Origin of the sequence: Gilliamella sp. wkB108, assembly GCF_001690195.1 — a bacterium.
Lineage (GTDB): Bacteria > Pseudomonadota > Gammaproteobacteria > Enterobacterales > Orbaceae > Gilliamella > Gilliamella apicola_L.
In genome coordinates, this window is record NZ_LZGM01000078.1 from 79,462 (window position 1) to 101,721 (window position 22,260).

Annotated in this window: 21 protein-coding genes; 16 read left to right on the plus strand and 5 right to left on the minus strand. The window is 35.3% G+C overall.

Annotation, left to right across the window (positions count from 1 at the left end; all coding sequences use genetic code 11):
• Positions 1-156 precede the first annotated feature (156 nt).
• Genes rpmH through nudC form a run of 5 tightly spaced genes read left to right on the plus strand, consistent with a single transcriptional unit; the run spans position 157 to position 3,446 of the window.
• Positions 157-297: a 50S ribosomal protein L34 gene (rpmH, locus tag A9G11_RS08230; RefSeq protein WP_034944344.1), complete on the plus strand. Its 141-nt coding sequence runs from the start codon at positions 157-159 to the stop codon at positions 295-297.
• A gap of 11 nt (positions 298-308) precedes the next feature.
• Positions 309-665, plus strand: a complete 357-nt coding sequence (gene rnpA, locus A9G11_RS08235) for a ribonuclease P protein component (RefSeq protein WP_081298485.1) — start codon at positions 309-311, stop codon at positions 663-665.
• 14 nt (positions 666-679) lie between these two features.
• Positions 680-955 (plus strand): membrane protein insertion efficiency factor YidD, encoded by a 276-nt coding sequence (gene yidD, locus A9G11_RS08240; protein WP_065619230.1) that lies wholly within the window; start codon positions 680-682, stop codon positions 953-955.
• Entirely contained in the window at positions 955-2,583 is a 1,629-nt protein-coding gene (yidC, locus tag A9G11_RS08245) for a membrane protein insertase YidC (protein ID WP_065619135.1), read from the plus strand. Before yidD ends, yidC begins: the two co-directional genes overlap by 1 nt.
• Positions 2,584-2,642: 59 nt before the next feature.
• Complete coding sequence (gene nudC, locus A9G11_RS08250) at positions 2,643-3,446, plus strand: NAD(+) diphosphatase (RefSeq protein ID WP_065619136.1); 804 nt, start codon at positions 2,643-2,645, stop codon at positions 3,444-3,446.
• A gap of 35 nt (positions 3,447-3,481) precedes the next feature.
• Here the strand turns inward: nudC and A9G11_RS08255 are convergent, their stop codons facing one another.
• From A9G11_RS08255 to hemB, 3 genes are all read right to left on the minus strand, one after another.
• Positions 3,482-4,345: a hypothetical protein gene (locus A9G11_RS08255; RefSeq protein ID WP_141674384.1), complete on the minus strand. Its 864-nt coding sequence runs from the start codon at positions 4,343-4,345 to the stop codon at positions 3,482-3,484.
• Positions 4,346-4,420: 75 nt separating this feature from the next.
• Positions 4,421-5,194 carry a hypothetical protein gene (locus A9G11_RS08260; protein ID WP_065619138.1) on the minus strand — a complete coding sequence of 258 codons (774 nt, stop codon included), beginning with the start codon at positions 5,192-5,194 and terminating at the stop codon, positions 4,421-4,423.
• Positions 5,195-5,506: 312 nt separating this feature from the next.
• On the minus strand, positions 5,507-6,514 hold the full coding sequence (gene hemB / locus A9G11_RS08265) for a porphobilinogen synthase (RefSeq protein WP_065619139.1): 1,008 nt from the start codon (positions 6,512-6,514) through the stop codon (positions 5,507-5,509).
• Positions 6,515-6,699: 185 nt separating this feature from the next.
• On the opposite strand from hemB, the gene rpsU reads away from it, so the two are divergent.
• The 11 genes from rpsU to thrC all read left to right on the plus strand — a co-directional run bounded on the left by rpsU (position 6,700) and on the right by thrC (position 20,471).
• Complete coding sequence (rpsU, locus tag A9G11_RS08270) at positions 6,700-6,915, plus strand: 30S ribosomal protein S21 (protein ID WP_034882800.1); 216 nt, start codon at positions 6,700-6,702, stop codon at positions 6,913-6,915.
• Between the two features lie 112 nt (positions 6,916-7,027).
• Entirely contained in the window at positions 7,028-8,809 is a 1,782-nt protein-coding gene (gene dnaG, locus A9G11_RS08275) for a DNA primase (RefSeq protein WP_065619140.1), read from the plus strand.
• Between the two features lie 83 nt (positions 8,810-8,892).
• Positions 8,893-10,734, plus strand: coding sequence for an RNA polymerase sigma factor RpoD (gene rpoD / locus A9G11_RS08280; protein ID WP_065619141.1), 1,842 nt, complete (start codon positions 8,893-8,895; stop codon positions 10,732-10,734).
• 65 nt (positions 10,735-10,799) lie between these two features.
• A complete protein-coding gene (locus A9G11_RS08285) occupies positions 10,800-11,765 on the plus strand; it encodes a bile acid:sodium symporter family protein (RefSeq protein ID WP_065619142.1) in 966 nt (321 codons plus the stop codon).
• An 81-nt stretch (positions 11,766-11,846) separates the two neighbouring features.
• Positions 11,847-13,361, plus strand: coding sequence for an inorganic phosphate transporter PitA (pitA, locus tag A9G11_RS08290; protein ID WP_065619143.1), 1,515 nt, complete (start codon positions 11,847-11,849; stop codon positions 13,359-13,361).
• A 65-nt stretch (positions 13,362-13,426) separates the two neighbouring features.
• Positions 13,427-13,879: a universal stress protein UspA gene (uspA, locus tag A9G11_RS08295; protein ID WP_065619144.1), complete on the plus strand. Its 453-nt coding sequence runs from the start codon at positions 13,427-13,429 to the stop codon at positions 13,877-13,879.
• Between the two features lie 185 nt (positions 13,880-14,064).
• Positions 14,065-14,811, plus strand: a complete 747-nt coding sequence (locus tag A9G11_RS08300; protein WP_065619145.1) for an SDR family oxidoreductase — start codon at positions 14,065-14,067, stop codon at positions 14,809-14,811.
• Positions 14,812-14,971: 160 nt separating this feature from the next.
• Positions 14,972-15,301: a hypothetical protein gene (locus A9G11_RS08305; RefSeq protein WP_065619146.1), complete on the plus strand. Its 330-nt coding sequence runs from the start codon at positions 14,972-14,974 to the stop codon at positions 15,299-15,301.
• A 367-nt stretch (positions 15,302-15,668) separates the two neighbouring features.
• Positions 15,669-18,125: a bifunctional aspartate kinase/homoserine dehydrogenase I gene (gene thrA, locus A9G11_RS08310; RefSeq protein ID WP_065619147.1), complete on the plus strand. Its 2,457-nt coding sequence runs from the start codon at positions 15,669-15,671 to the stop codon at positions 18,123-18,125.
• Positions 18,126-19,064 (plus strand): homoserine kinase, encoded by a 939-nt coding sequence (gene thrB / locus A9G11_RS08315; protein ID WP_065619148.1) that lies wholly within the window; start codon positions 18,126-18,128, stop codon positions 19,062-19,064.
• A 117-nt stretch (positions 19,065-19,181) separates the two neighbouring features.
• Positions 19,182-20,471 carry a threonine synthase gene (thrC, locus tag A9G11_RS08320; RefSeq protein WP_065619149.1) on the plus strand — a complete coding sequence of 430 codons (1,290 nt, stop codon included), beginning with the start codon at positions 19,182-19,184 and terminating at the stop codon, positions 20,469-20,471.
• 100 nt (positions 20,472-20,571) lie between these two features.
• On the opposite strand, the gene lpcA is transcribed toward thrC, so the two are convergent.
• Together lpcA and A9G11_RS08330 are read right to left on the minus strand one after the other, a co-directional pair.
• Positions 20,572-21,153, minus strand: a complete 582-nt coding sequence (gene lpcA / locus A9G11_RS08325) for a D-sedoheptulose 7-phosphate isomerase (RefSeq protein ID WP_065619150.1) — start codon at positions 21,151-21,153, stop codon at positions 20,572-20,574.
• A gap of 28 nt (positions 21,154-21,181) precedes the next feature.
• On the minus strand, positions 21,182-22,234 hold the full coding sequence (locus A9G11_RS08330) for a zinc-dependent alcohol dehydrogenase (RefSeq protein ID WP_065619151.1): 1,053 nt from the start codon (positions 22,232-22,234) through the stop codon (positions 21,182-21,184).
• Positions 22,235-22,260 lie beyond the last annotated feature (26 nt).

Genomic DNA, 22,260 nt, shown 5'->3' on the forward strand with positions numbered 1-22,260 from the left:
TACGATTCAATATGAAGATTCTTCTTTAACTCCTTATCTATGAAAATCTCATTGACGAAAACTAAAATAGCCACTATAATTCCGACCTCTTTAATTAATGCTGTGGAGTTATTACTCTACAACCTGTTGATAAATTAGATTTGGATATAAATCGTCATGAAACGCACATTTCAACCATCAGTATTAAAACGTAATAGAACTCACGGTTTTCGCGCTCGTATGGCTACTAAAAATGGTCGTCAGGTTCTAGCTCGCCGTCGTGCTAAAGGCCGTGCTCGTTTAACTGTTGCTAGCTGATTTAAAGTTGAGTGGTTAAACTCACTTTTCCTCGGGAGTTGCGTTTGTTAACTCCCTTTGATTTCAGTTATGTCTTTCAAGAATCCATTCGCGCTGGTTCTCCTTTCCTTACATTAGTTACTCGAAAGAATAATTTAGAACACCCTCGTTTAGGTTTTGCTATCGCCAAAAAACAGGTTAAGCGAGCTCATGAACGTAATCGTATTAAACGACTGACTAAAGAGTATTTTCGTCATCATCAGCATCAATTACCTAATATTGATTTTATTTTAATGGCTAAACAGCCTATTATTAATTTAGATAATCAGCACATTATTGAAACACTAGACAAGTTATGTCAACGAATCGTCACCAAACAAATGGTTTAGCTAAAATTATATTAATGATCAAACAACATGTTATTGCATGTAAGTTATTGATAGTTAATACTTTTATTTTATTGATTCGTTTTTATCAGCGCTTTATTAGCCCACTATTTGGTCCTAAATGCCGGTTTACCCCAACATGTTCACAATATGCCATAATTGCATTAAGACGCTTTGGATTATTAAAAGGAGGTTGGCTAACGGTCAAACGTGTATTAAAATGTCACCCTTTACATGAAGGAGGGGAAGATTTTGTACCTCCTAGAATTAAAAACAATAGAGAAAAACACTAATGGCATCTCAACGTAATATTTTAGTTATTGCTTTACTTTTTGTATCTTTTTTGATTTGGACTGCATGGCAGAAGGATCATGAACCAAAACCAGTAGCAACCAATCAATTAACACAACAAACCAGTGAAGATGACTCCACCGATGGCTTAACCCTTGGTCAAGCAATTTCCGTTAAATCAGATGTACTGTCACTGACTATAAATACTTATGGTGGTGATGTGCAGTCTGCTCAATTATTAAAATATGAGCAAACACTACATTCAGGTACTCCTTTTCAGCTACTTGTTTCACGTCCAGATTTTGTATATGTTGCTGAAAGTGGTTTAACGGGCAAAGATGGACCTGATAATGCGACTCAAGGCGTAAAACGTCCTGTGTATCAAACAGCACAAAGTGAATATGTTTTAGCTGACGGTGAAAATGAATTACGAGTTCCGTTAACTTATGAGGTGAATGGTGTAACTTATACTAAATATTACATATTACATCGTGGTAGTTATGCTATTGATGTTCAGTATGATGTTAATAACCAAAGTGATGCTCCTGTTGAAGTGGCTATGTATGGTCAGCTAAAACAGACTATTGAGTTACCTCATGATGCTGTGACCGAAGGCGGTGGTGGATTAGGCTTGAGTGCTTTCCGTGGTACAGCGTATTCTAGTTCTAGTACTAATTACAGCAAATATAGTTTTGATGATATAAAAGATAAGACCTTATCTGTAGATACACAAACGGGTTGGGTCGCAATGTTACAACACTATTTTGCGTCTGCGTGGGTGCCAACTCAGGATCAAAATAATCTACTTTATTCTCGTGCGACGGCAAAAAATTCTCAAGCTACTATTGGCTTTAAAGGTGAAACGACAGTTGTTCAAGCAGGTAGTAAGCAGTCTATTGGCGCTAAGTTATGGTTAGGTCCAGAAATTCAAAGTCAATTAAAAGAAACGGCTAATCATCTTGATTTAATCGTTGATTATGGTTGGTTATGGTTCTTGTCTCAACCACTATTTTATTTATTGAAATTTATTCAGAGTTTTGTGGGTAACTGGGGCTTGGCCATCATTGTTATCACTTTTATTGTACGTGGTATTTTATTCCCATTAACTCGCGCACAATATCGTTCAATGGCTAAAATGAAGTTATTGCAACCTCGTTTGCAAGCATTAAAAGAGCGTTATGGTGATGATAGACAAAAAATGAGTATGGAAACAATGGCACTTTACAAACAAGAGAAAGTAAATCCATTGGGTGGATGTTTACCATTAATTATTCAAATGCCTATCTTCTTGTCGTTATTTTATATGTTGGGTAATACAGTCGAGCTTCGTCATGCACCGTTTGCTCTTTGGATATATGACTTATCAGCGCAAGACCCATACTATATTTTCCCTTTATTGATGGGTGGTACTATGTTCTTAATTCAGAAGATGTCACCAACTCCCGTTACAGATCCATTACAACAAAAATTAATGACTTATATGCCATTGATATTTACAGTATTTTTCTTATGGTTCCCGTCAGGTTTAGTTTTATACTATATCGTAAGTAATTTATTCACAATTGCCCAACAACGTATTATTTATTGGGAACTTGAGAAAAAAGGGCTTCATGAGAAGAAAAAGAAATAATATAATCAAAAAGGAGGGGTAATTCCTCCTTTCTCGTCTTTGTTTTGGCATAATTTCATATGAATATACAATCACAGTTTAATTTAACCGGTAATGAAAAAGGTTATTGGTTTGTTAGTAAAAATGGGCGTTTATGGTTACCGAATGGTCAAGTTCCGGTAGGGACTGCCAGTGAGTTCGGCTTTAAAGATCAACTTTCGCAACCTATTGGTGAATGGAATGGACAAACAGCTTGGTTGATTTGCAAAGAAATGAATGAAGCTATGAGTTCAATCCGTCCATTACTCAATGATGAAGATCCCTCTTTATTCAATATGGCTGGTCGTGCAGTACAACTGGCTGAGTTTTATCGTTCTCATAAGTATTGTGGCTATTGTGGTCACGAAATGTATATTAGTAAAACAGAGTGGTGTTGTATGTGTGATCATTGTCACCAACGTTATTACCCACAAATATCACCCTCAATTATTGTGGCAATAAGACATAATAATAAAATTTTACTGGCCAAACATGTACGACATAATCAAGATAATTTATATACCGTTCTTGCTGGATTTACTGAAGTGGGTGAAACCATGGAAATGGCTGTTGAGCGAGAGGTTTTTGAAGAATCGAAGATCAAAATAAAAAATATTCGTTATATTGCATCTCAACCATGGCCTTTTCCTAATTCACTGATGATGGCTTACTTAGCTGATTACGATAGTGGTGATATTTCAATCGATAAAAGTGAGTTAGTTGAAGCGAATTGGTTTCATTATACAGCATTACCTAAAATTCCAGAGTACGGAACTATTGCAAGGCGTTTAATCGAGGATACTATAGTGCTTTGTCGTGAATATGACGAATATGGTGATAATTAAGTCATATTCACAATTAATATGAATAGGCTAAAAGCCTATTCATATTGTATGGTGCGGGTTAGATTTACGGTTTTAGATTCCTCACCAGTGGTAACACAAATAGCTTTAGTCCAATCATTATTCTCATTATAATCTGAATAATTACAAGTTTCGGTTAATTCGACTTCTTGTTCATTTTTGTCATTGATAATAATTTTACCATCTGATGTTAGTTTAAATGTTTTAGTCACGGTTTTTTCTAGTTGCTTATTCGCATTATAAACTACATCTTTTTCTTGAGATAAAATCGGGAATTTGGTTTTTTCATCAATAGGGACATAAGCATTATATAAAACAAGTTCAACACGATCTTGATCATAAATAATTTGATTTTTGAAGATAACATTATTCTCTGCAAAATGTGAAAGTGTTGTTTCGATCAGATGTCCTTGTTCATCAAATTCAGAGATAGCAACAATATCATCTTGATCGTTTTTCATACCAAGAATATTTTTATTTGCATCGAAGGTAATCGCATACTCACTTCTTGTGTCTTTCATACCGTAAATATATTTTGCAGTATCATAATTGATTTCGGCTTGTAAACCATCTAAATTGTAATTAGCTACAAAGCCTTGCTCATTGTAATTAATGAGTTTATCAGAGGATGCGCTTTGGATATGTTGCTGTTTTATTGCCTTACTAAAAGGTAATAGTTCAGGTTCAGTATGAAAAAGATAACTATTAATAACTGGAATCGATAATTCTGGTGAAGGCTTAGTGCTTGGATTAGAATCGGGATTACTACTAACTGTTGAGTTAGATGTTGTGGTATCAGAAGTTTTTTTATTATCACAACCAGTGATCAATAACGTGCTACTACATAACAAGATAGATAATAACGGAATATATTTTTTCATAATTTTAGCTTCTATTAATTTCATTGTTTAATAATTCGTTAAGATTTGGATATTTTAATTTATATTTCTATAATATTAACGACGACTACACCAGATAGCAAGCGCTTCACAGTTCCAAATTTTCATCATCTCACACCAAATTGCACGCCAGCTACTAATTGTACTACTGTTAAGGTTGAGTTTTTTCCCAATCTGCATATTGTTTTGTCCTGCAACCATTAAATTGATAAATTCTATCCATAATTCTGGCTTTGGTAATCTATTTAACGGTGTATCGCCTAAAAGATTAAAACTACGACGACAACGTTTACATCGATAACACGTTCTAGATCCCACTTTGGTGGTATCGGTAGAAGAACAGTGTATACAAGATGGGTTCTTCTCATTTAATATCGCGGTTATTTTGTCATTAATTACTTTATGTTGTTCAGCTAATGTTGGTGTAAGATCACTTTGATCATGAGCAATATACCATCTGTATAACGCTGGATAATGTGCATGTAGATATTCAATAATGGCATGATCTCTACGCATTATTTTTTCAAGTGAACAATCGAGTTTTTTTTCAGCTATATAGTGATAACTTTTATTTTCGATTCGGTTAATAAAAATAATTTCTAACCAATTAAAGGGGGTTAAACGATTGAAAGGTGTATTAGTGGCGATTGTAAAATATTTATAGCAAGCTTTACAACGATAAGTACTCGTTGGTTTAGAACGAATTAAATAGAATTTATTTTCTCCACAAAAAGGACAAGTTTCAATGTGCTGTAGAGTCATTTTTTCTAAATCATGACGAAAGGCATTTAGTTCATCATGTAATTCAGTTGGTACAAGTTCATAAATCATTTTTTACCTCCATATCACTAATAGCCACAAATATTAGCAGATTTTTACATAAACATATACTTCTCCTGAAACTTTTTTACATCTTTCATTGATAGATGTAATTACTCAGATTAATAATATAGAGCTTTATAATATACAGGCTTATTAAATAGGCTAAATAAAGCGTTACCATGAAGATATTGATAGTAGGGTTATAAATTAAGTTATGTAAGAGGGCAGTTGAGTAAAAAGAGTTGTATGAATATTTATATAAATTAATAAAATCGACCTCGTTATTAGAGAGGTCGATCTCATATGACAATATTTTGAATACTAGTTATTTAACCATTGGGCGACTTGTTTTGCAAAATAGGTTAAAACACCATCAGCTCCCGCGCGTTTAAAACAAAGTAGTGATTCCATAATCGCAGCTTTTTCATCTAACCAACCATTATTAATAGCTGCATTTAACATGGCATACTCCCCAGAAACTTGGTAGGCGAAAGTTGGTACGGCGAACGTCTCTTTAACACGGCGTACAATATCTAAATAAGGCATGCCTGGTTTTACCATGACCATATCAGCACCCTCACTAAGATCTTGATAGATTTCTTGCAGTGCTTCGTCACTATTAGCAGGATCAAGTTGATAAGTTTTTTTGTTACCCCCTTTGACATTTTTAGCTGAGCCAACAGCATCGCGGAATGGTCCATAAAAACTTGAAGCATATTTTGCTGAATATGCCATGATTTGTGTATTAACAAAACCCTGTTTTTCAAGTTCCTGACGGATTGCGCCGATACGGCCATCCATCATATCGCTAGGAGCAACAATATCAACACCAGCTTGGGCTTGCATTAATGCTTGTTTAACCAAAGTTTCAACTGATAAATCATTTTGTACATAACCTTGCTCATCAGTAATACCATCTTGTCCATGAATAGTATAAGGATCAAGAGCAACATCAGTTAATACGCCAAGTTCAGGAAACTCCTTTTTTAATGCGCGTACTGCTCTAGGTACTAATCCATTTTCATTAAAGGCTTCTTCTGCTAAGAGTGATTTCTTTGATGCTTCAATGGCAGGAAATAATGAAATAACGGGTATTCCTAATTTAGTTATTTGCTCAGCTTCTTTTAATAATACGTCAATGCTCATTCGATTAACTTTTGGCATTGAGGTAACGCCTTGAACCACGTTTTTACCTTCAACAATAAAAACAGGATAAATCAGATCATTGACAGTTAAGCTATTTTCAGCAACTAAACGACGACTAAAATCGTGCGCACGGATGCGACGTAAACGGCGTTGTGGAAATTGACCAGCAAAAAAAGATGGCATACAAACTCCTACAAATTTTCAAAAATTTTTGCTGTATTATTAAACGTAGACTAAGGATAAGCAAATCAATTTGTTCGATAGTAATAATTCGATATTTTACTTTACAACAGGGGTTAATTAGAGGTAAAATTCGGCACTAATTTTTAATTCCTTGTGATATCAAACAAATTTGAGGTGAGAGGCACATGCCAGTAATCAAAGTACGTGAAAATGAACCTTTCGATGTAGCATTACGTCGTTTTAAACGTTCTTGCGAAAAAGCAGGAGTTTTAGCAGAAGTTCGTAACCGTGAATTTTACGAAAAACCAACAACAATTCGTAAACGCGCAAAAGCAGCAGCTGTTAAACGCCATGCTAAAAAATTAGAAAGAGAAAACGCTCGTCGCACTCGTCTATACTAATATTTATACTAAAAATCAATTTATTATATTTTTAATATAAAGAATTTTAACAAGCCGTACATCTTTACGGCTTGTTGTCTATGTGTAATATCAATCTTAGTGAAATTTTGTCATGAAAGGTCTTATTCCTAACGATTTTATTCTCGATTTGATTGCTCGCACTAACATCCTTGATGTGATCAGCAAACGCGTTAAAATGAAAAAAAAAGGGAATAACTATTTTGGTTGTTGTCCTTTTCATGATGAAAAAACGGCTTCCTTTTCGTTAAACGAAAAAAAGCAAATCTATTATTGTTTCGGATGTGGCGCTTCAGGTTCTGTTGTCAATTTTTTAATGCAATATGAACGTCTATCCTTCCCGGAAGCAATTGAAGAATTAGCTAGTATGCAAGGGGTTCGTGTCCCTTATACAACCGATAGTAACAATCAATACGATCAAGCAAAACAGATAGAATCGCGAAACATGCGTCGTGATCTCTATGAGCTGATGGCAAAAGCTACAAATTTTTACCAACAGCAGTTAGCGCTGCCTACATCAACAGATGCTAAGCAATATCTTGCTCAACGAGGACTTAATTCTGAAATTATCGCTCGATATAAAATTGGTTTTGCACCTAATTCAAGACAGCTAACTTTTCAAAATATAGTTAAAACAAAAGATGACGCTATCCTTTATGATAAAGCCGGAATGTCAGTTAATAATGGTGGTGGTAATCAATATGATCGCTTTCGTGGGCGAATTATGTTTCCGATTCGTGACCGACAAGGTAATGTGATTGCGTTTGGTGGTCGCACGATCATTAATGATTCAGCAAAATACCTAAATTCACCTGAAACACCTATTTTCCATAAAGGTTTCCAGTTATATGGACTTTATGAAGCTCAAGAAGTTAATCGCAATCCGAAGCAATTGATGATTGTTGAAGGCTATATGGATGTTGTTTCTCTTGCCCAATATGGTATTGATTATGCTGTTGCTGCTTTAGGCACTGCAACCTCAGAAGAACATATTAAACTTTTGTTCAGAGCAACAGATTCTGTCATATTTTGTTATGATGGTGACAATGCTGGTCGCAGTGCAGCTTGGCGAGCATTGAATGTATTATTACCTTGTCTGATTGATGGTAAAGATATAACATTTGCTTTTTTACCACAAGACGAAGATCCGGATAGTTTAGTTCGTAAAATTGGCAAAGAAGGTTTTGAAGATTATTTAAAATCAGCTCCCAATTTATCCAAATTTTTATTTGATGAATTATTGAAACAAGTAGATTTAAAAACGGCAGAAGGGAAGGCCAAGTTAAGCTCACTTGCTTTGCCATTACTTGAGCAGGTTAAAGCTAAAGCATTTCGATTGAACTTATTACAACAATTAGGTAATTATTTAGGATTACTTGAAGTATCGCAAATTGAACAGTTGATCTCTTCAAACCGTTATAAGAATGACGGAAAAAGGGTTGAAACAGCACCAGCATCAAATATGAAGTTAACTACGATGCGTATCTTGATAGGTTTATTGATTCAATATCCCAATCTTGCCAAGCAAGTTTCAGATCTTGATACCATTCGCCAAGTTAAACTTGCTGGCATCGAAATTTTGATTGAACTACTTGAATTATGTCAACGTTATCCAAATATAACTACTGCACAACTATTAACGGAATGTATCGACAGACCGTTTTATAAACAATTAAACCGTTTGGCAACATGGGAGTCTCATTACCAAGATGATGAAATAGCCACAATTTTTTCTCATACTTTAAAAGAGTTATATGATAATATACTTGCCCAAAGGCAAGACGAATTAATCGCAAAAGAGAGAGTCTCGGGCTTAAGTACCGCAGAGAAAAAAGAATTAGCGACGTTAATACTTGTTTTATCAAAAAAAGACTAAATATACAGAGTATGTGTAGAACAACATATTTTATTCTACATATTAAATATACATGACCGAATAACTAAAAGTGGATACCTTTTATGGAGCAAAATTCTCAATCACAGCTTAAACTCCTAATCATTCGAGGTAAGGAGTTAGGATACTTGACCTATGCTGATGTCAACGATCACTTGCCTGAAGAGATTATTGATTCAGATCAGATTGAAGATATTATCCAAATGATTAATGATATGGGGATTCAAGTTCTTGAAGAAGCCCCTGATTCTGATGAGTTATTACTTTCAGATAATGTCCCTGATGAAGAAGCCGTTGAAGCAGCAACTGCATTAGTACTATCTAATGTAGAATCAGAAATAGGCCGAACAACAGACCCTGTACGTATGTATATGCGTGAAATGGGTGCAGTAGAACTACTAACACGTGAAGGCGAAATTGATATAGCCAAACGAATTGAAGATGGGATCAATCAAGTTCAAACTTCTGTCTCAGAATACCCAGAAGCCATCACTTACCTGTTAGAACAGTATAATTTAATTGAAACAGGCGAGGTGCGGTTATCTGATTTAATTACTGGATTTGTTGATCCAAATGCTGAAGAGTCGACAGAAGAGTTACCAGAAGATTTAGAAGAAAGTGATGCTGAAATCGATATTGATGACAGTGATGACGAAAGCGAAGATGAAGAAAGTGATTCATCTGCTGAAGATGATGTTTCTATTGATCCAGAAGTTGCCAGAGCTAAATTTGCTGAGTTAAAAGAGCAACATGACAAAACGTCTGAAGCTATCAAAAAATATGGAAGAGCGCATAAAAAAGCGCAACAAGAGATTGAAAACTTATCTGAAATCTTTAAACAGTTCCGTTTAGTTGGCAAACAGTTTGACATACTTGTTAATAACATGAGAAGTATGATGGATCGAGTAAGAGCGCATGAGCGTGTCATTATGAAAATCTGTGTCGAACAATGCAAAATGCCTAAAAAACAGTTTATGACGCATTTTACTGGTAATGAAAATAACATGAACTGGTATAAAAAGGCGTTAACGGCTAAAGGTGCGTTCGTTGCAAGCTTAAAAGAATTTGAAGAACCAATTATGGCTCAAATAAATCTTTTACAACAAATTGAAACCGAAACCAATCTTTCGATCGAGCAAATTAAAGATATCAATAGACGTATGTCAATTGGTGAAGCTAAAGCACGTCGAGCCAAAAAAGAGATGGTTGAAGCTAACTTACGTCTGGTGATCTCCATAGCTAAAAAATATACCAATCGAGGATTACAGTTCTTAGATCTTATTCAGGAAGGTAATATTGGTTTAATGAAAGCTGTCGATAAATTTGAATATCGTCGAGGTTATAAATTCTCAACTTATGCAACTTGGTGGATCAGACAAGCTATTACACGTTCAATTGCTGACCAAGCAAGGACAATCCGTATTCCAGTACATATGATTGAAACGATTAATAAATTAAATCGTATTTCACGTCAAATGTTACAAGAGATAGGTCGCGAACCAACGCCAGAGGAGTTATCCGAACGCATGCAAATGCCAGAAGATAAAATCCGCAAAGTGTTGAAGATCGCTAAAGAACCAATCTCAATGGAAACACCGGTTGGTGATGATGAAGATTCACATTTAGGTGATTTTATTGAAGATACTGCACTAGAACAACCTTTAGATGCAGCCACTTCAGAAAGTTTGCGTAGTGCAACGCGTGATATATTGTCGGGCTTAACACCACGAGAAGCTAAAGTATTACGTATGCGATTTGGTATTGATATGAATACCGATCATACGCTTGAGGAAGTGGGTAAACAGTTTGATGTTACACGTGAGCGTATACGTCAAATAGAAGCCAAAGCGTTACGTAAATTACGTCATCCAAGTCGTTCTGATGTACTTCGAAGTTTTTTAGAATAATTTATTACCCATTAATTATATCGCCACATCTGTGGCGATTTTTTTAATCAATCACGCTGATAACAATGAACATACTACAACGTTTTAAGATTGACACATTTTTATTAGTTTTAATTTGTGTTGTCATTTTGGCGAGTTTGTTTCCCTGTAAAGGTGAAACTAAAGTTATTTTTGAATATTTAACTACTTTTGCTATTGGCTTGTTGTTTTTCATGCATGGTGCCAAACTTTCGTTTCAAGCAATAGTAGTTGGAATAAAAAATTGGCGATTACATTTAATCATCTTTATTACTACATTTGTTATCTTTCCTCTATTGGGAATGATGATGCAATTGTTAGTACCCCGCGTTTTATCTCAAGAGATTTATTTAGGTTTTTTATATCTGTGTGTCTTACCTGCAACAGTTCAATCAGCCATAGCCTTTACTTCAATTGCCAGAGGAAATGTTGCCGCAGCTATCTGTAGTGCTTCTGCATCAACCTTGTTAGGCGTTTTCATTACCCCACTTTTAGTCGGGCTATTGATGCATACACAAGCTGCTGGTTCAATGAATATCATGGATGCAATAACATCTATTATGTTAAAGTTAATGTTACCTTTTATTATTGGTCATTTATCAAGGCGTTTCATTGGTAAATGGGTAGATAAATATAAAAGTGTAATTTCAAAAACCGATCGTATGTCAATTTTACTAGTGGTTTATGTTGCCTTTAGCGATGCAGTTGCTAATGGTATTTGGTCACAAATTAGTTTTATCTCACTGCTAAAAATTATCTTTTTTTCTATTTTATTACTCACGATTGTATTACTCTTCACAACTTATTGTTCTAGGTTGTTGGGATTTAATAAAGAAGATGAGATCACCATTGTATTTTGTGGCTCTAAAAAAAGCTTAGCCAGTGGTATTCCCATGGCAAGTGTTATTTTTCCAATGTCTATAATGGGGATAATGATCTTACCATTAATGATCTTTCATCAAATCCAATTAATGATTTGTGCTTTTCTAGCCGCTCGTTATGCTAAACGTTAAACGAAAAATGTAAAAATTGTTTTGCTCATTATCCTATTCTCAAGGATAATAGTCCCGCTATTAACAACAGAAAGATATATTATGTTTCATCTATTTGCTGATTTAGAGTTTTCGACCATTGCATTATTAGTCGTAGCGTTGCTATTTGTCCTTTTTTATGAGGCCATTAATGGTTTTCATGATACAGCCAATGCTGTTGCAACAGTTATTTATACTAGGGCATTGAAAGAACAACTTGCTGTTTTTATGGCTGGGATGTTTAATTTTTTTGGTGTACTGCTTGGTGGGCTTAGTGTCGCTTATGCAATTGTTCATCTTTTACCAACCGATCTTTTACTTAATGTAAGTTCTACCCATGGTCTGGCTATGGTATTTTCAATCTTACTTTCAGCCATTATCTGGAATTTGGGTACATGGTATGTTGGTCTTCCTGCTTCTAGTTCGCATACATTGATTGGTTCGATTATTGGCGTCGCACTTGCTAATGCATTTATTATGGACACATCAATTATTGATGCACTTAATATCCCTAAGATGATCCAAATTTTTCTATCCTTAATTATATCTCCCGTTGTGGGACTAGTTATTGCTGGTTTGATGATTTTTTTACTTCGCAAATATTGGACACGAAGAGGGCAAAGTAAAAAAAGTAGCAAAAAAAGAGAACGTATTTTTATGACGCCAGAGCAACGTGAAAAACTATACGGAAAGAAAAAACCGCCATTTTGGATACGTATAATGTTAATTATATCTGCTGCTGGGGTTAGTTTTTCGCATGGCGCTAATGATGGACAAAAAGGTATCGGTCTATTAATGCTTGTTTTAATGGGCATTGCTCCAGCTGGTTTTATTGTAAATATGAGTGCATCTACCTACGAAATTACTTATACACGTAATGCGATTCACAATATTGAAGAGTATTTTATTAATCATAATGACGAACTTAATACTGTTATCGGTAAACAATCAGCAGTAGATAATACGGTTCCTGTCAGTGATTTGAATAAATATCATTGTGACTATTCTCGTTCATTTACCACATTAAACATAGCTAATTCTTTATTTAATAAGCTTAATGATTATGAAGCATTAAGTGTCGATCAGCGTCTACAAGCAAGACGTATTTTACTTTGTTTATCAGATACGGTTTCCCATGTTGCTAAACAGCCTAATGTAACCCCAGAAGACAAACAATATTTAAAATCACTGAACAACGATCTTCTTAAAACCGTCGAATATGCACCGATTTGGATAATTATTGCAGTTGCATCTGCGTTAGCTGTCGGGACAATGATAGGTTGGAAACGCGTTGCTATTACGATAGGTGAAAAAATTGGTAAGAAAGGTATGACTTATGCACAAGGTGTGTCGGCTCAAATTACCACTGCGTTATCTATAGGTATTGCAAGTTATACCGGAATGCCAGTATCAACAACTCAAGTTCTCTCTTCATCTGTCGCGGGAACAATGATCGTTGATGGTGGAGGCGTACAAAGTAAAACCATAAAAAATATTGCATTAACATGGATTTTAACACTTCCGATATCAATTTTGTTATCTGCATCACTTTTTTGGCTTGCTCAAAAACTGATTTAGTAGTAAATATAGAGTATCAAATTTGAATTTAACCAGAGCGTCAAAAGAGGAAGGAGTAAAGTATCATGGCTTACAAACATATTTTAGTCGCAGTTGATTTATCACCAGAAAGCGAAGTTCTTGTCGAAAAAGCAGTTTCTATGGCAAGGCCATATAATGCTCAAATATCATTGATTCACGTTGGTATTAACTATTCCGATCTTTATACTGGTTTGGTGGATATTAATATGAATGATATGAAAGATAGAATAACTGAAGATGCGCATATTGCATTGAATAAACTTGCCGATGATGCAGGTTATCCTATTGCTCATACTCTTTCAGGAAATGGCGAATTTGGACAAGTACTAATTGAAGCAATTCAAGAATATGGTGCTGATCTTGTTGTTTGCGGTCACCATCAAGATTTCTGGAGTAAATTAATGTCTTCGGCTCGTCAACTTATTAATAATACTCATATTGATACGTTAATTGTTCCGCTAAAAGATGAAGAACTGTCTGAAGAAGTTGCCAAATGAAATTTAAAACATCAACCCGCTTAATTGGCGGGTTTTTGTTAACTTCAATTTAAAATTCTTGTAAAGATGTTTCAGGTTAACTATACGTTTTAGTATATTTTTCTATATTTGCTACTTTTATCTGTGATTTGAGACACGACAAGAATATAGTTAAATGGTAATTTAATGTTACAAGGAGATTTATTATGAACACAGCTCTCGTTACAGGTGCTTCATCGGGTTTTGGTCAAGCTATATGCCGTAAATTAATTGCGGATGGTTATAAAGTCATAGGCGTTGCTCGACGAGCAGATAAATTACAAAAACTAGCTGATGAATTGGGTCACAAATTTTGCCCATTAACCATGGATGTAACCAAAAAAGATGCAGTAGAATCTATTTTGCTACAATTACCTAAAGATTTTCAACCTATTGATATTTTAGTGAATAATGCTGGTTTAGCGCTTGGTTTAGAGCCGGCATATCAAGCTGATTATAATGACTGGCAGACTATGATTGATACTAATATAATCGGATTAGTACATTTAACTCATCAAATCTTGCCAAGCATGGTGGAGCGTAACTTCGGTTATATTATTAATCTCGGTTCTGTTGCTGGTACTTATGCTTATAAAGGTGGTAATGTTTATGGGGCATCTAAGGCATTTGTTAAACAATTTAGTGCTAATTTACGTACTGATTTACTCGGAAAAAAAGTAAGAGTAACTAATATTGAACCAGGTTTATGCGGTGGTACTGAATTTTCAAATGTAAGATTTCATGGTGATGATGCCCAAGCCGCTAAGGTATATCAAGGTGTTGAATATATAACAGCAGAAGATATAGCAAACACGGTATCATGGCTAGTAAATACACCTTCCCATTTTAATGTTAATTCGATTGAAATAATGCCCGTTGCACAGGCACAAGCTGGTCTTTCGGTATATAAATAAGCTCAATAACAATAAAAAGTACAGTATCTGCATTAAATAATAAGTGCAGATACATAAATTAAGTTTGTAAAAAATTGTGTTTAGCAAACAAAATAGACTTGCACTTATGCTAATGGATTGCTATGCTTTTCCCTTGTAAATTTGATAGAGGTTTATTGCAATGACATTTTCTGAAGTAACGAAAACATTTGCGACAAGTTTGCCTGGAACAGATACTTACGTAAAATTACGTAAAGCTATGCAAACATTAATTCAAGAAGATCCAAAAAATGCAGCGGTGTATTTTCTGGTGTTTGGATTCGCGCGCACGTATGTGATGTTATATGAAGATCAGGAAATATCTCCGCAATTTGCTGAAGATAATCAAAAAGTCATGTTATCGTATTTAAACATCCTTGATGAAGCATTGAATAAACAAGATGCTGAAAGTATCTATCAAGCGTTAAATAAAGTGGTCAACGAATACGAAAATAGTAAAAAGGTTTTTTAAAATTACAGCCTGACATGAAAATGTCGGGCTGTTTTGTTTAGAGATTTGATTGATAAAATAGCTTAGGAAAAAAATGACAACCGTAATGAGTATTTTAGGTATTATTGGCACCTTCGGCACTATTATGAAATATAGGGCGGGTTGATTTTTCCTAAAAAATATCAAGAAACCCGCCAAAAAAGGCGGGTTTTTTCTTTTGTCAGCAACGAAAAATTTATCATCAATAATATTAAACAAGATTAAATGAGAAATTTATGGTGTTAGGATTTAGTACTATAAAAATTCACTAAATACTTATCGATAACTTCGATGTTAGGTATTTTGAATTGTAAAGGGCATAAATTAAAATAATAAATAAAGGTGTGATATGAAAGTTTTAAAATTTGGAGGAACATCTGTTGCTAACGCAGAACGCTTTTTGCGTGTTGCAGAGATTATTGAAAATAATGCTAAGCAAGAGCAGACAGCAACGGTTCTATCTGCTCCAGCAAAAATTACTAATCATTTAGTTGCAATGGTTGAAAAAACGGTTGCCGGGCAAGATATTCACAATAATATTTATGATGCTGAAAAAATCTTTGCTGATCTGTTAGAAGGACTTTCAAAAGCACAACCTAATTTTGCTTACCACGAGATGAAACGTTTTGCATTGAATGAATTAAATCATGTTAAGCAATTACTTGAAGGCATTCGTCTGTTAGGGCAATGTCCCGATAGCATTAACGCCTCGATTATTTGTCGTGGTGAAAAATTATCAATTGCAATAATGCAAGAACTGCTAAAAGCAAAAGGACATGCTGTTACTGTAATTAATCCGGTGGTAATGTTACTTGCACAGGGTGATTATTTAGAATCAACGGTGGATATTACTGAATCTACCCGTCGCATTAATGAAATGCAAATACCTCAAGAAGATATTATTTTAATGCCTGGTTTTACAGCTGGTAACGAAAAAGGGGAATTGGTCGTACTTGGTCGAAATGGATCTGATTATTCCGCTTCGGTCTTAGCAGCTTGTTTGCGTGCCAGTTGTTGTGAAATTTGGACTGATGTCGATGGTGTTTATACCTGCGATCCTCGTATTGTACCGGATGCTAAATTACTTAAAACTATGTCCTATCAAGAAGCTATGGAACTCTCTTATTTTGGAGCCAAAGTTCTCCACCCTAGAACGATTTTACCTATTGCTCAATTTCAAATACCTTGCTTAATTAAAAATACTAATAATCCTGATGCACCAGGAACATTAATTGGCGCCAATGTAGTTGATTCAACAACACCAGTAAAAGGGATAACTAATTTAAACAACATGGCAATGATTAATGTATCCGGTCCAGGATTAAAAGGAATGGTGGGCATGTCTGCGCGGGTTTTTTCAGCTATGTCTTATTCAGGAATTTCTGTGGTACTTATTACCCAATCATCATCTGAATATAGTATCAGTTTTTGTATACCTCAAGCGGAACTTTGTCGTGCAGAAGAAGCGCTCAACGAAGAGTTTTATTTAGAGTTAAAAGATGGATTACTTGAACCGATAGAAGTGATTGAAAAACTTGCTATCATCTCTGTGGTTGGGGACGGAATGCGAACTTTACGTGGTTTATCTGCTAATTTCTTCACGGCACTAGCCAGAGCCAATATTAATATAGTTGCTATCGCACAAGGCTCTTCTGAACGTTCTATTTCAGTCGTAGTCGATAATGATGTTGCTATTATCGGCGTGCGAGTTGTTCACCAAGTTCTTTTTGGAACTGATAAAATGTTAGATGTTTTTGTTATTGGAGTTGGTGGTGTCGGCGGTGCGTTGGTTGATCAAATCAGTCGTCAACAACCATGGCTTAAAAACAAACAAATTGATTTACATGTCTGTGGATTGTTTAATTCAAAACATAGTATTGTTAGCAGAGATGGAATTGATTTAACTAATTGGCGTGAAAAAATTAAACAAAGTGATACACCCTATTCATTAGATGGAATTATTGATTTTGCTAAGAAAAATCGATTACTTAATCCAATATTAGTTGATTGTACATCAAGTAGTGAAGTATCTGATAAATATGCCGATTTTCTCGCTAATGGATTTCATGTAGTTACACCGAATAAAAAAGCTAATACAAGTTCGATGGCCTATTACTTACGCCTACGCCAAGAAGCAGCAAAAAGTAAACGTAAATTTCAGTATGATACAAATGTGGGGGCGGGATTACCTGTTATTGAAAATCTGCAAAATTTACTTAATGCTGGAGATGAACTGATTAAATTCTCCGGTATCTTATCTGGCTCACTTTCTTTTATCTTTGGTAAACTTGATGAAGGTATGTCTCTGTCAGAAGCAACTAAACTAGCAAAAGAAAAAGGCTTTACAGAACCTGATCCTCGAGATGATTTATCGGGTACCGATGTTGCTAGAAAACTATTAATTTTAGCGCGAGAAGCTGGGTTACAATTAGAGTTAGATCAGATCAAAGTGGAATCAGTTTTACCGACACAATACTCACAAGGTAGTATTGATGAATTTATGGCTAAATTGCCACAATTGGATAGCGAATTCAAAGTAAAATCAGAGCAAGCCGCAAAAGAAGGCAAAGTATTACGTTATGTAGGTAGCATTGAAAACAACCAGTGTAGCGTAAAAATTGAAACTGTTGATAGTGAAGACCCTCTTTTTAAAGTCAAAAATGGAGAAAATGCATTAGCATTTTATACTCGTTATTATCAACCAATTCCACTTGTTCTACGAGGTTATGGTGCAGGAAATGATGTAACAGCTGCTGGTGTTTTTGCTGATATTCTAAGAACGACTTCAGGTAAAATCGGAGGTTAAATGAGTCATAAATCTTTAACTGTTTATGCACCTGCTTCAATGGCGAATATAAGTGTTGGCTTTGATATTCTTGGTGCTGCCATTAATCCGATTAGTGGCGCAATGCTTGGAGACTGTATTACGGTTGAATCATCAACTGAATTTAATCTCACCAGCAAAGGACAGTTTGTCAAAAAGCTACCGCGCGATCCTAAATACAATATTGTCTACCAATGTTGGCAACGTTTTTGTAAAGCTATTGGCAAAAAATTGCCTGTTAATATTATCCTTGAAAAAAATATGCCAATTGGTTCAGGGTTAGGATCAAGTGCTTGCTCTGTTGTGGGTGCATTGGTTGCTTTAAATGAGTTTTTTGATAAGCCGTTTAATGAATTTGAAATGCTGACCATGATGGGTGAACTTGAAGGGCGTATTTCTGGAAGTGTGCATTATGATAATGTGGCACCATGTTATCTAGGTGGAATGCAACTCATACTTGATGAAATGGGTATAATTAGTGAATCAATTCCATTGTTTGACGATTGGTATTGGATAATGGCTTATCCAGGCATTAAAGTTTCAACCGCAGAAGCACGCGCGATTTTACCTGCTCAATATCAAAAAGCTGATTGTGTCGCACATGGCCGATATGTAGGCGGATTTGTTCATGCTTGTTATACGCAGCAACCCAAACTAGCGGCAGCAATGCTTTGTGATAATATTGCAGAACCTTATCGTAAACAATTATTACCAAATTTTGATGAGACACAAAAACGAGTCAAACAACTCGGTGCATTAGCTTCAGGGATCTCAGGCTCTGGACCAACAATGTTTGTGGTTGCCGATAAACTTGAAACAGCACAACAAATTGAATTATTGCTCAAAAGCTATTATTTACAAAATGAAGATGGATTTACTCATATTTGTAAAATTGATACACAAGGTGCAAGAGTTATTTGAGATTAATTTGACATAAAGGATGTTGGGTTAAATTAGAAAAATCCCAACTTTTTAATAACAGATGAAACTGTTATAACAAAAGTAAACAGTTAAGCTTAAAGATTATCGGAATATATTATGAAATTGTACAATTTAAAAGATCACTCAGAGCAAGTTAGTTTTGCACAAGCTGTGCAACAAGGTCTTGGTAAGGGACAAGGGCTGTTCTTCCCCCAAGATTTACCTAAATTTTCTGCTAGCGAAATCGAATCACTACTGGAACTTGATTTTGTTACGCGAAGTGCCAAAATCTTATCAGCTTTTATTGGTGATGAGATCAGCAATGAAGATATGTTAAGGTTAGTCAAAAACGCTTTTCAGTTTCCAGCACCTGTAAAATCAATCGAAACCGATATTGGCTCATTAGAGTTATTTCATGGACCAACCCTAGCATTTAAAGACTTTGGTGGACGATTTATGGCACAAGCATTAGTTCAAGTTGCTGCCGACAAAAAAATTACCATTTTAACGGCGACATCAGGAGATACCGGTGCTGCTGTTGCCCATGCTTTTTATCATCTTCCTAATATACGCGTGGTAATTTTGTATCCAGAAGGAAAAATCAGTCCATTACAAGAAAAGTTATTTTGTACACTTGGTGACAATATCCATACTATCGCAATTCAAAGTGATTTTGATGCTTGTCAAGCACTGGTGAAACAGGCCTTTGATGACGAAGAATTAAAAACTACCATTGGGTTAAATTCAGCAAACTCTATTAACATTAGCAGATTACTTGCACAAATTAGTTATTATTTTGAAGCTTATGCTCAACTCACACCAAAACAACGAGAACAACTTGTTGTTTCTGTTCCTAGCGGTAATTTTGGAGATCTAACAGCAGGCTTACTGGCTAAAACTATGGGTTTACCTATTAAACGTTTTATAGCGGCGACAAATGCTAATGACACTGTTCCTCGTTACTTAGAGACAGGTAAATGGGAACCACATGCAACTGTGGCGACTTTATCCAATGCGATGGATGTTAGCCAACCAAATAATTGGCCTCGTATTGAAGAGATCTATAAACGAGAGGGTTGGGTATTAAAATCATTGGGACATGCAGCTGTGTCAGATGAAGTAGCAACGCAATCGGTGCGAGAACTCGATCATAAAGGTTATTTATCTGAACCACATGGGGCCATTGCATATCGAGCTTTACGTGATCAGCTACAAGAAGGTGAGTACGGGTTATTTTTAGGTACTGCACATCCAGCGAAATTCAAAGAGGTGGTTGAAACTATTCTTGGTAAATCAATTTCATTACCAAAAGCACTTGCTAAACGAGCAGATATGACGTTACTTTCTCACTATATGCCTAATGATTTTACCAAGTTACGTGATTTTTTAATTAAATTAGATTGGTAATTTTTTTGCTATTCTTAATGAAAATAGCAAAATAGTCATCACAACAAATACCTTCCTTTTGTGATCAAAGGGAAGGTATATTTTTTGTAAACTGACACGCTTATCTTTTTTCCATTTCAAATTCAATTAGCATAATCAAGATATGAATAACCTTAATATGTATCTCTTGAATTCTATCTGCGTACCCATGATGTGGAACGCGAATTTCCAAATCTGCAAGTGGTGCCATTAAACCACCATCGTTGCCAGTTAGGGCAATTGTGCTTAATCCTAGCTGTTTTGCAGTTTTCATTGCTTGGATAATATTTTTGGAATTACCTGAACCAGATAAACAAAGAAGTATATCTCCTTTTTGCGCAACACCTTCTAAATATCGTGAAAATATTGCATCATAACCAAAATCATTACTCACACAAGAGATATGACTCACATCTGAAATAGCAATGGCGGGGTAAGCAGGTCTATTTTCTCTATAACGACCGGTTAATTCCTCTGCAAAATGCATGGCATCACAATGTGATCCTCCATTGCCACAAGAAAATATTTTACGTCCAGATTTAAAAGCGTTTGCAATCATAATCGCTGCATCGTTAACGCGTTGTAGATGAGTAGGATTATTAATAAATTTATCCAATACATCTGCAGATTGTTTAAGTTCAGTTTTTATTTGTTCAATGTACATTATCATTTAGTCCTGTAATAATTGATGGCTAGTCAAATTTCACGACAACTCTATAGGTTAAAGGTGAAATGCCTTCTTTGATGCCATATTCAATGTCTTTAAATGGTACAACTTTTGAAATAAGTTGTTTTACATCAATAATTTTATGATCAAGTATGTTTAGTGCTGTAATAAAATCCGTGGTATTAGAATTAGCACTACCAATAACTTCGGTCATTCGACGATGTAAACGATTAGGACTTAAACTAATTGGAGTATCAGGATGATAGGAACTATACAAAATAACTTTACCATATAAAGCGCTCATCTCTACGGATTCTTCTGCAAGTTTAGATACCCCCACTGTATTGAAAACAATATTGGCGCCTTCTTGATTAGTAAGAGATTTAACCGCTTCAATTGCGTTTTGTTTGCTAGGATTAATGCACTCATTGAACCCCAGTTTTCGCATAAAGTCTAATCGTTGATCATTAGGTTCAACAATGATTACTCTCGCACCTTTCAATCTTGCCAACATTGCATGGAAAACCCCCATGATCCCAGCACCAACAACAACAACGGAGTCAGAGAATTTTATATCTACCATATTAACACTATGAACAACGCACGATAATGGCTCAACAAGTGCCGCTTCTTCATCGCTAAGATCGCTTTCAATTTTGAATATCTTACTTAAAGGGACGGCTAAATACTCAGAAAAACCACCCATACCTTTAATATCTAATCCACCAATTCTATTTTCATAGTTGAAGTTAGTACAACAACCTTCTTCTCCTATACGGCAGTTATGGCAAACACCACAGGAAGTCATAAGACCCACAACAACCCGATCTCCTACTTTCCATAACTTAGGATCAATATCTTCCCCAATTGCGGTAATCACACCAGATTCTTCATGACCACCAATAAATGGAAAATCGACTTTATTAATTCCTTGATAAACACGCTGTTCCCAAGTACAAATCGCACAAGCTTTAAGTTTCACAAGCACTTCATTTGATTTGGGAACCGGTTTTTTAATATCTATAATTTCTATCTTACCTACACCCGTAAATACAGCAGCTTTACACATGTCTGACATTTTGTCCTCACTTAAGTTTAATCAAT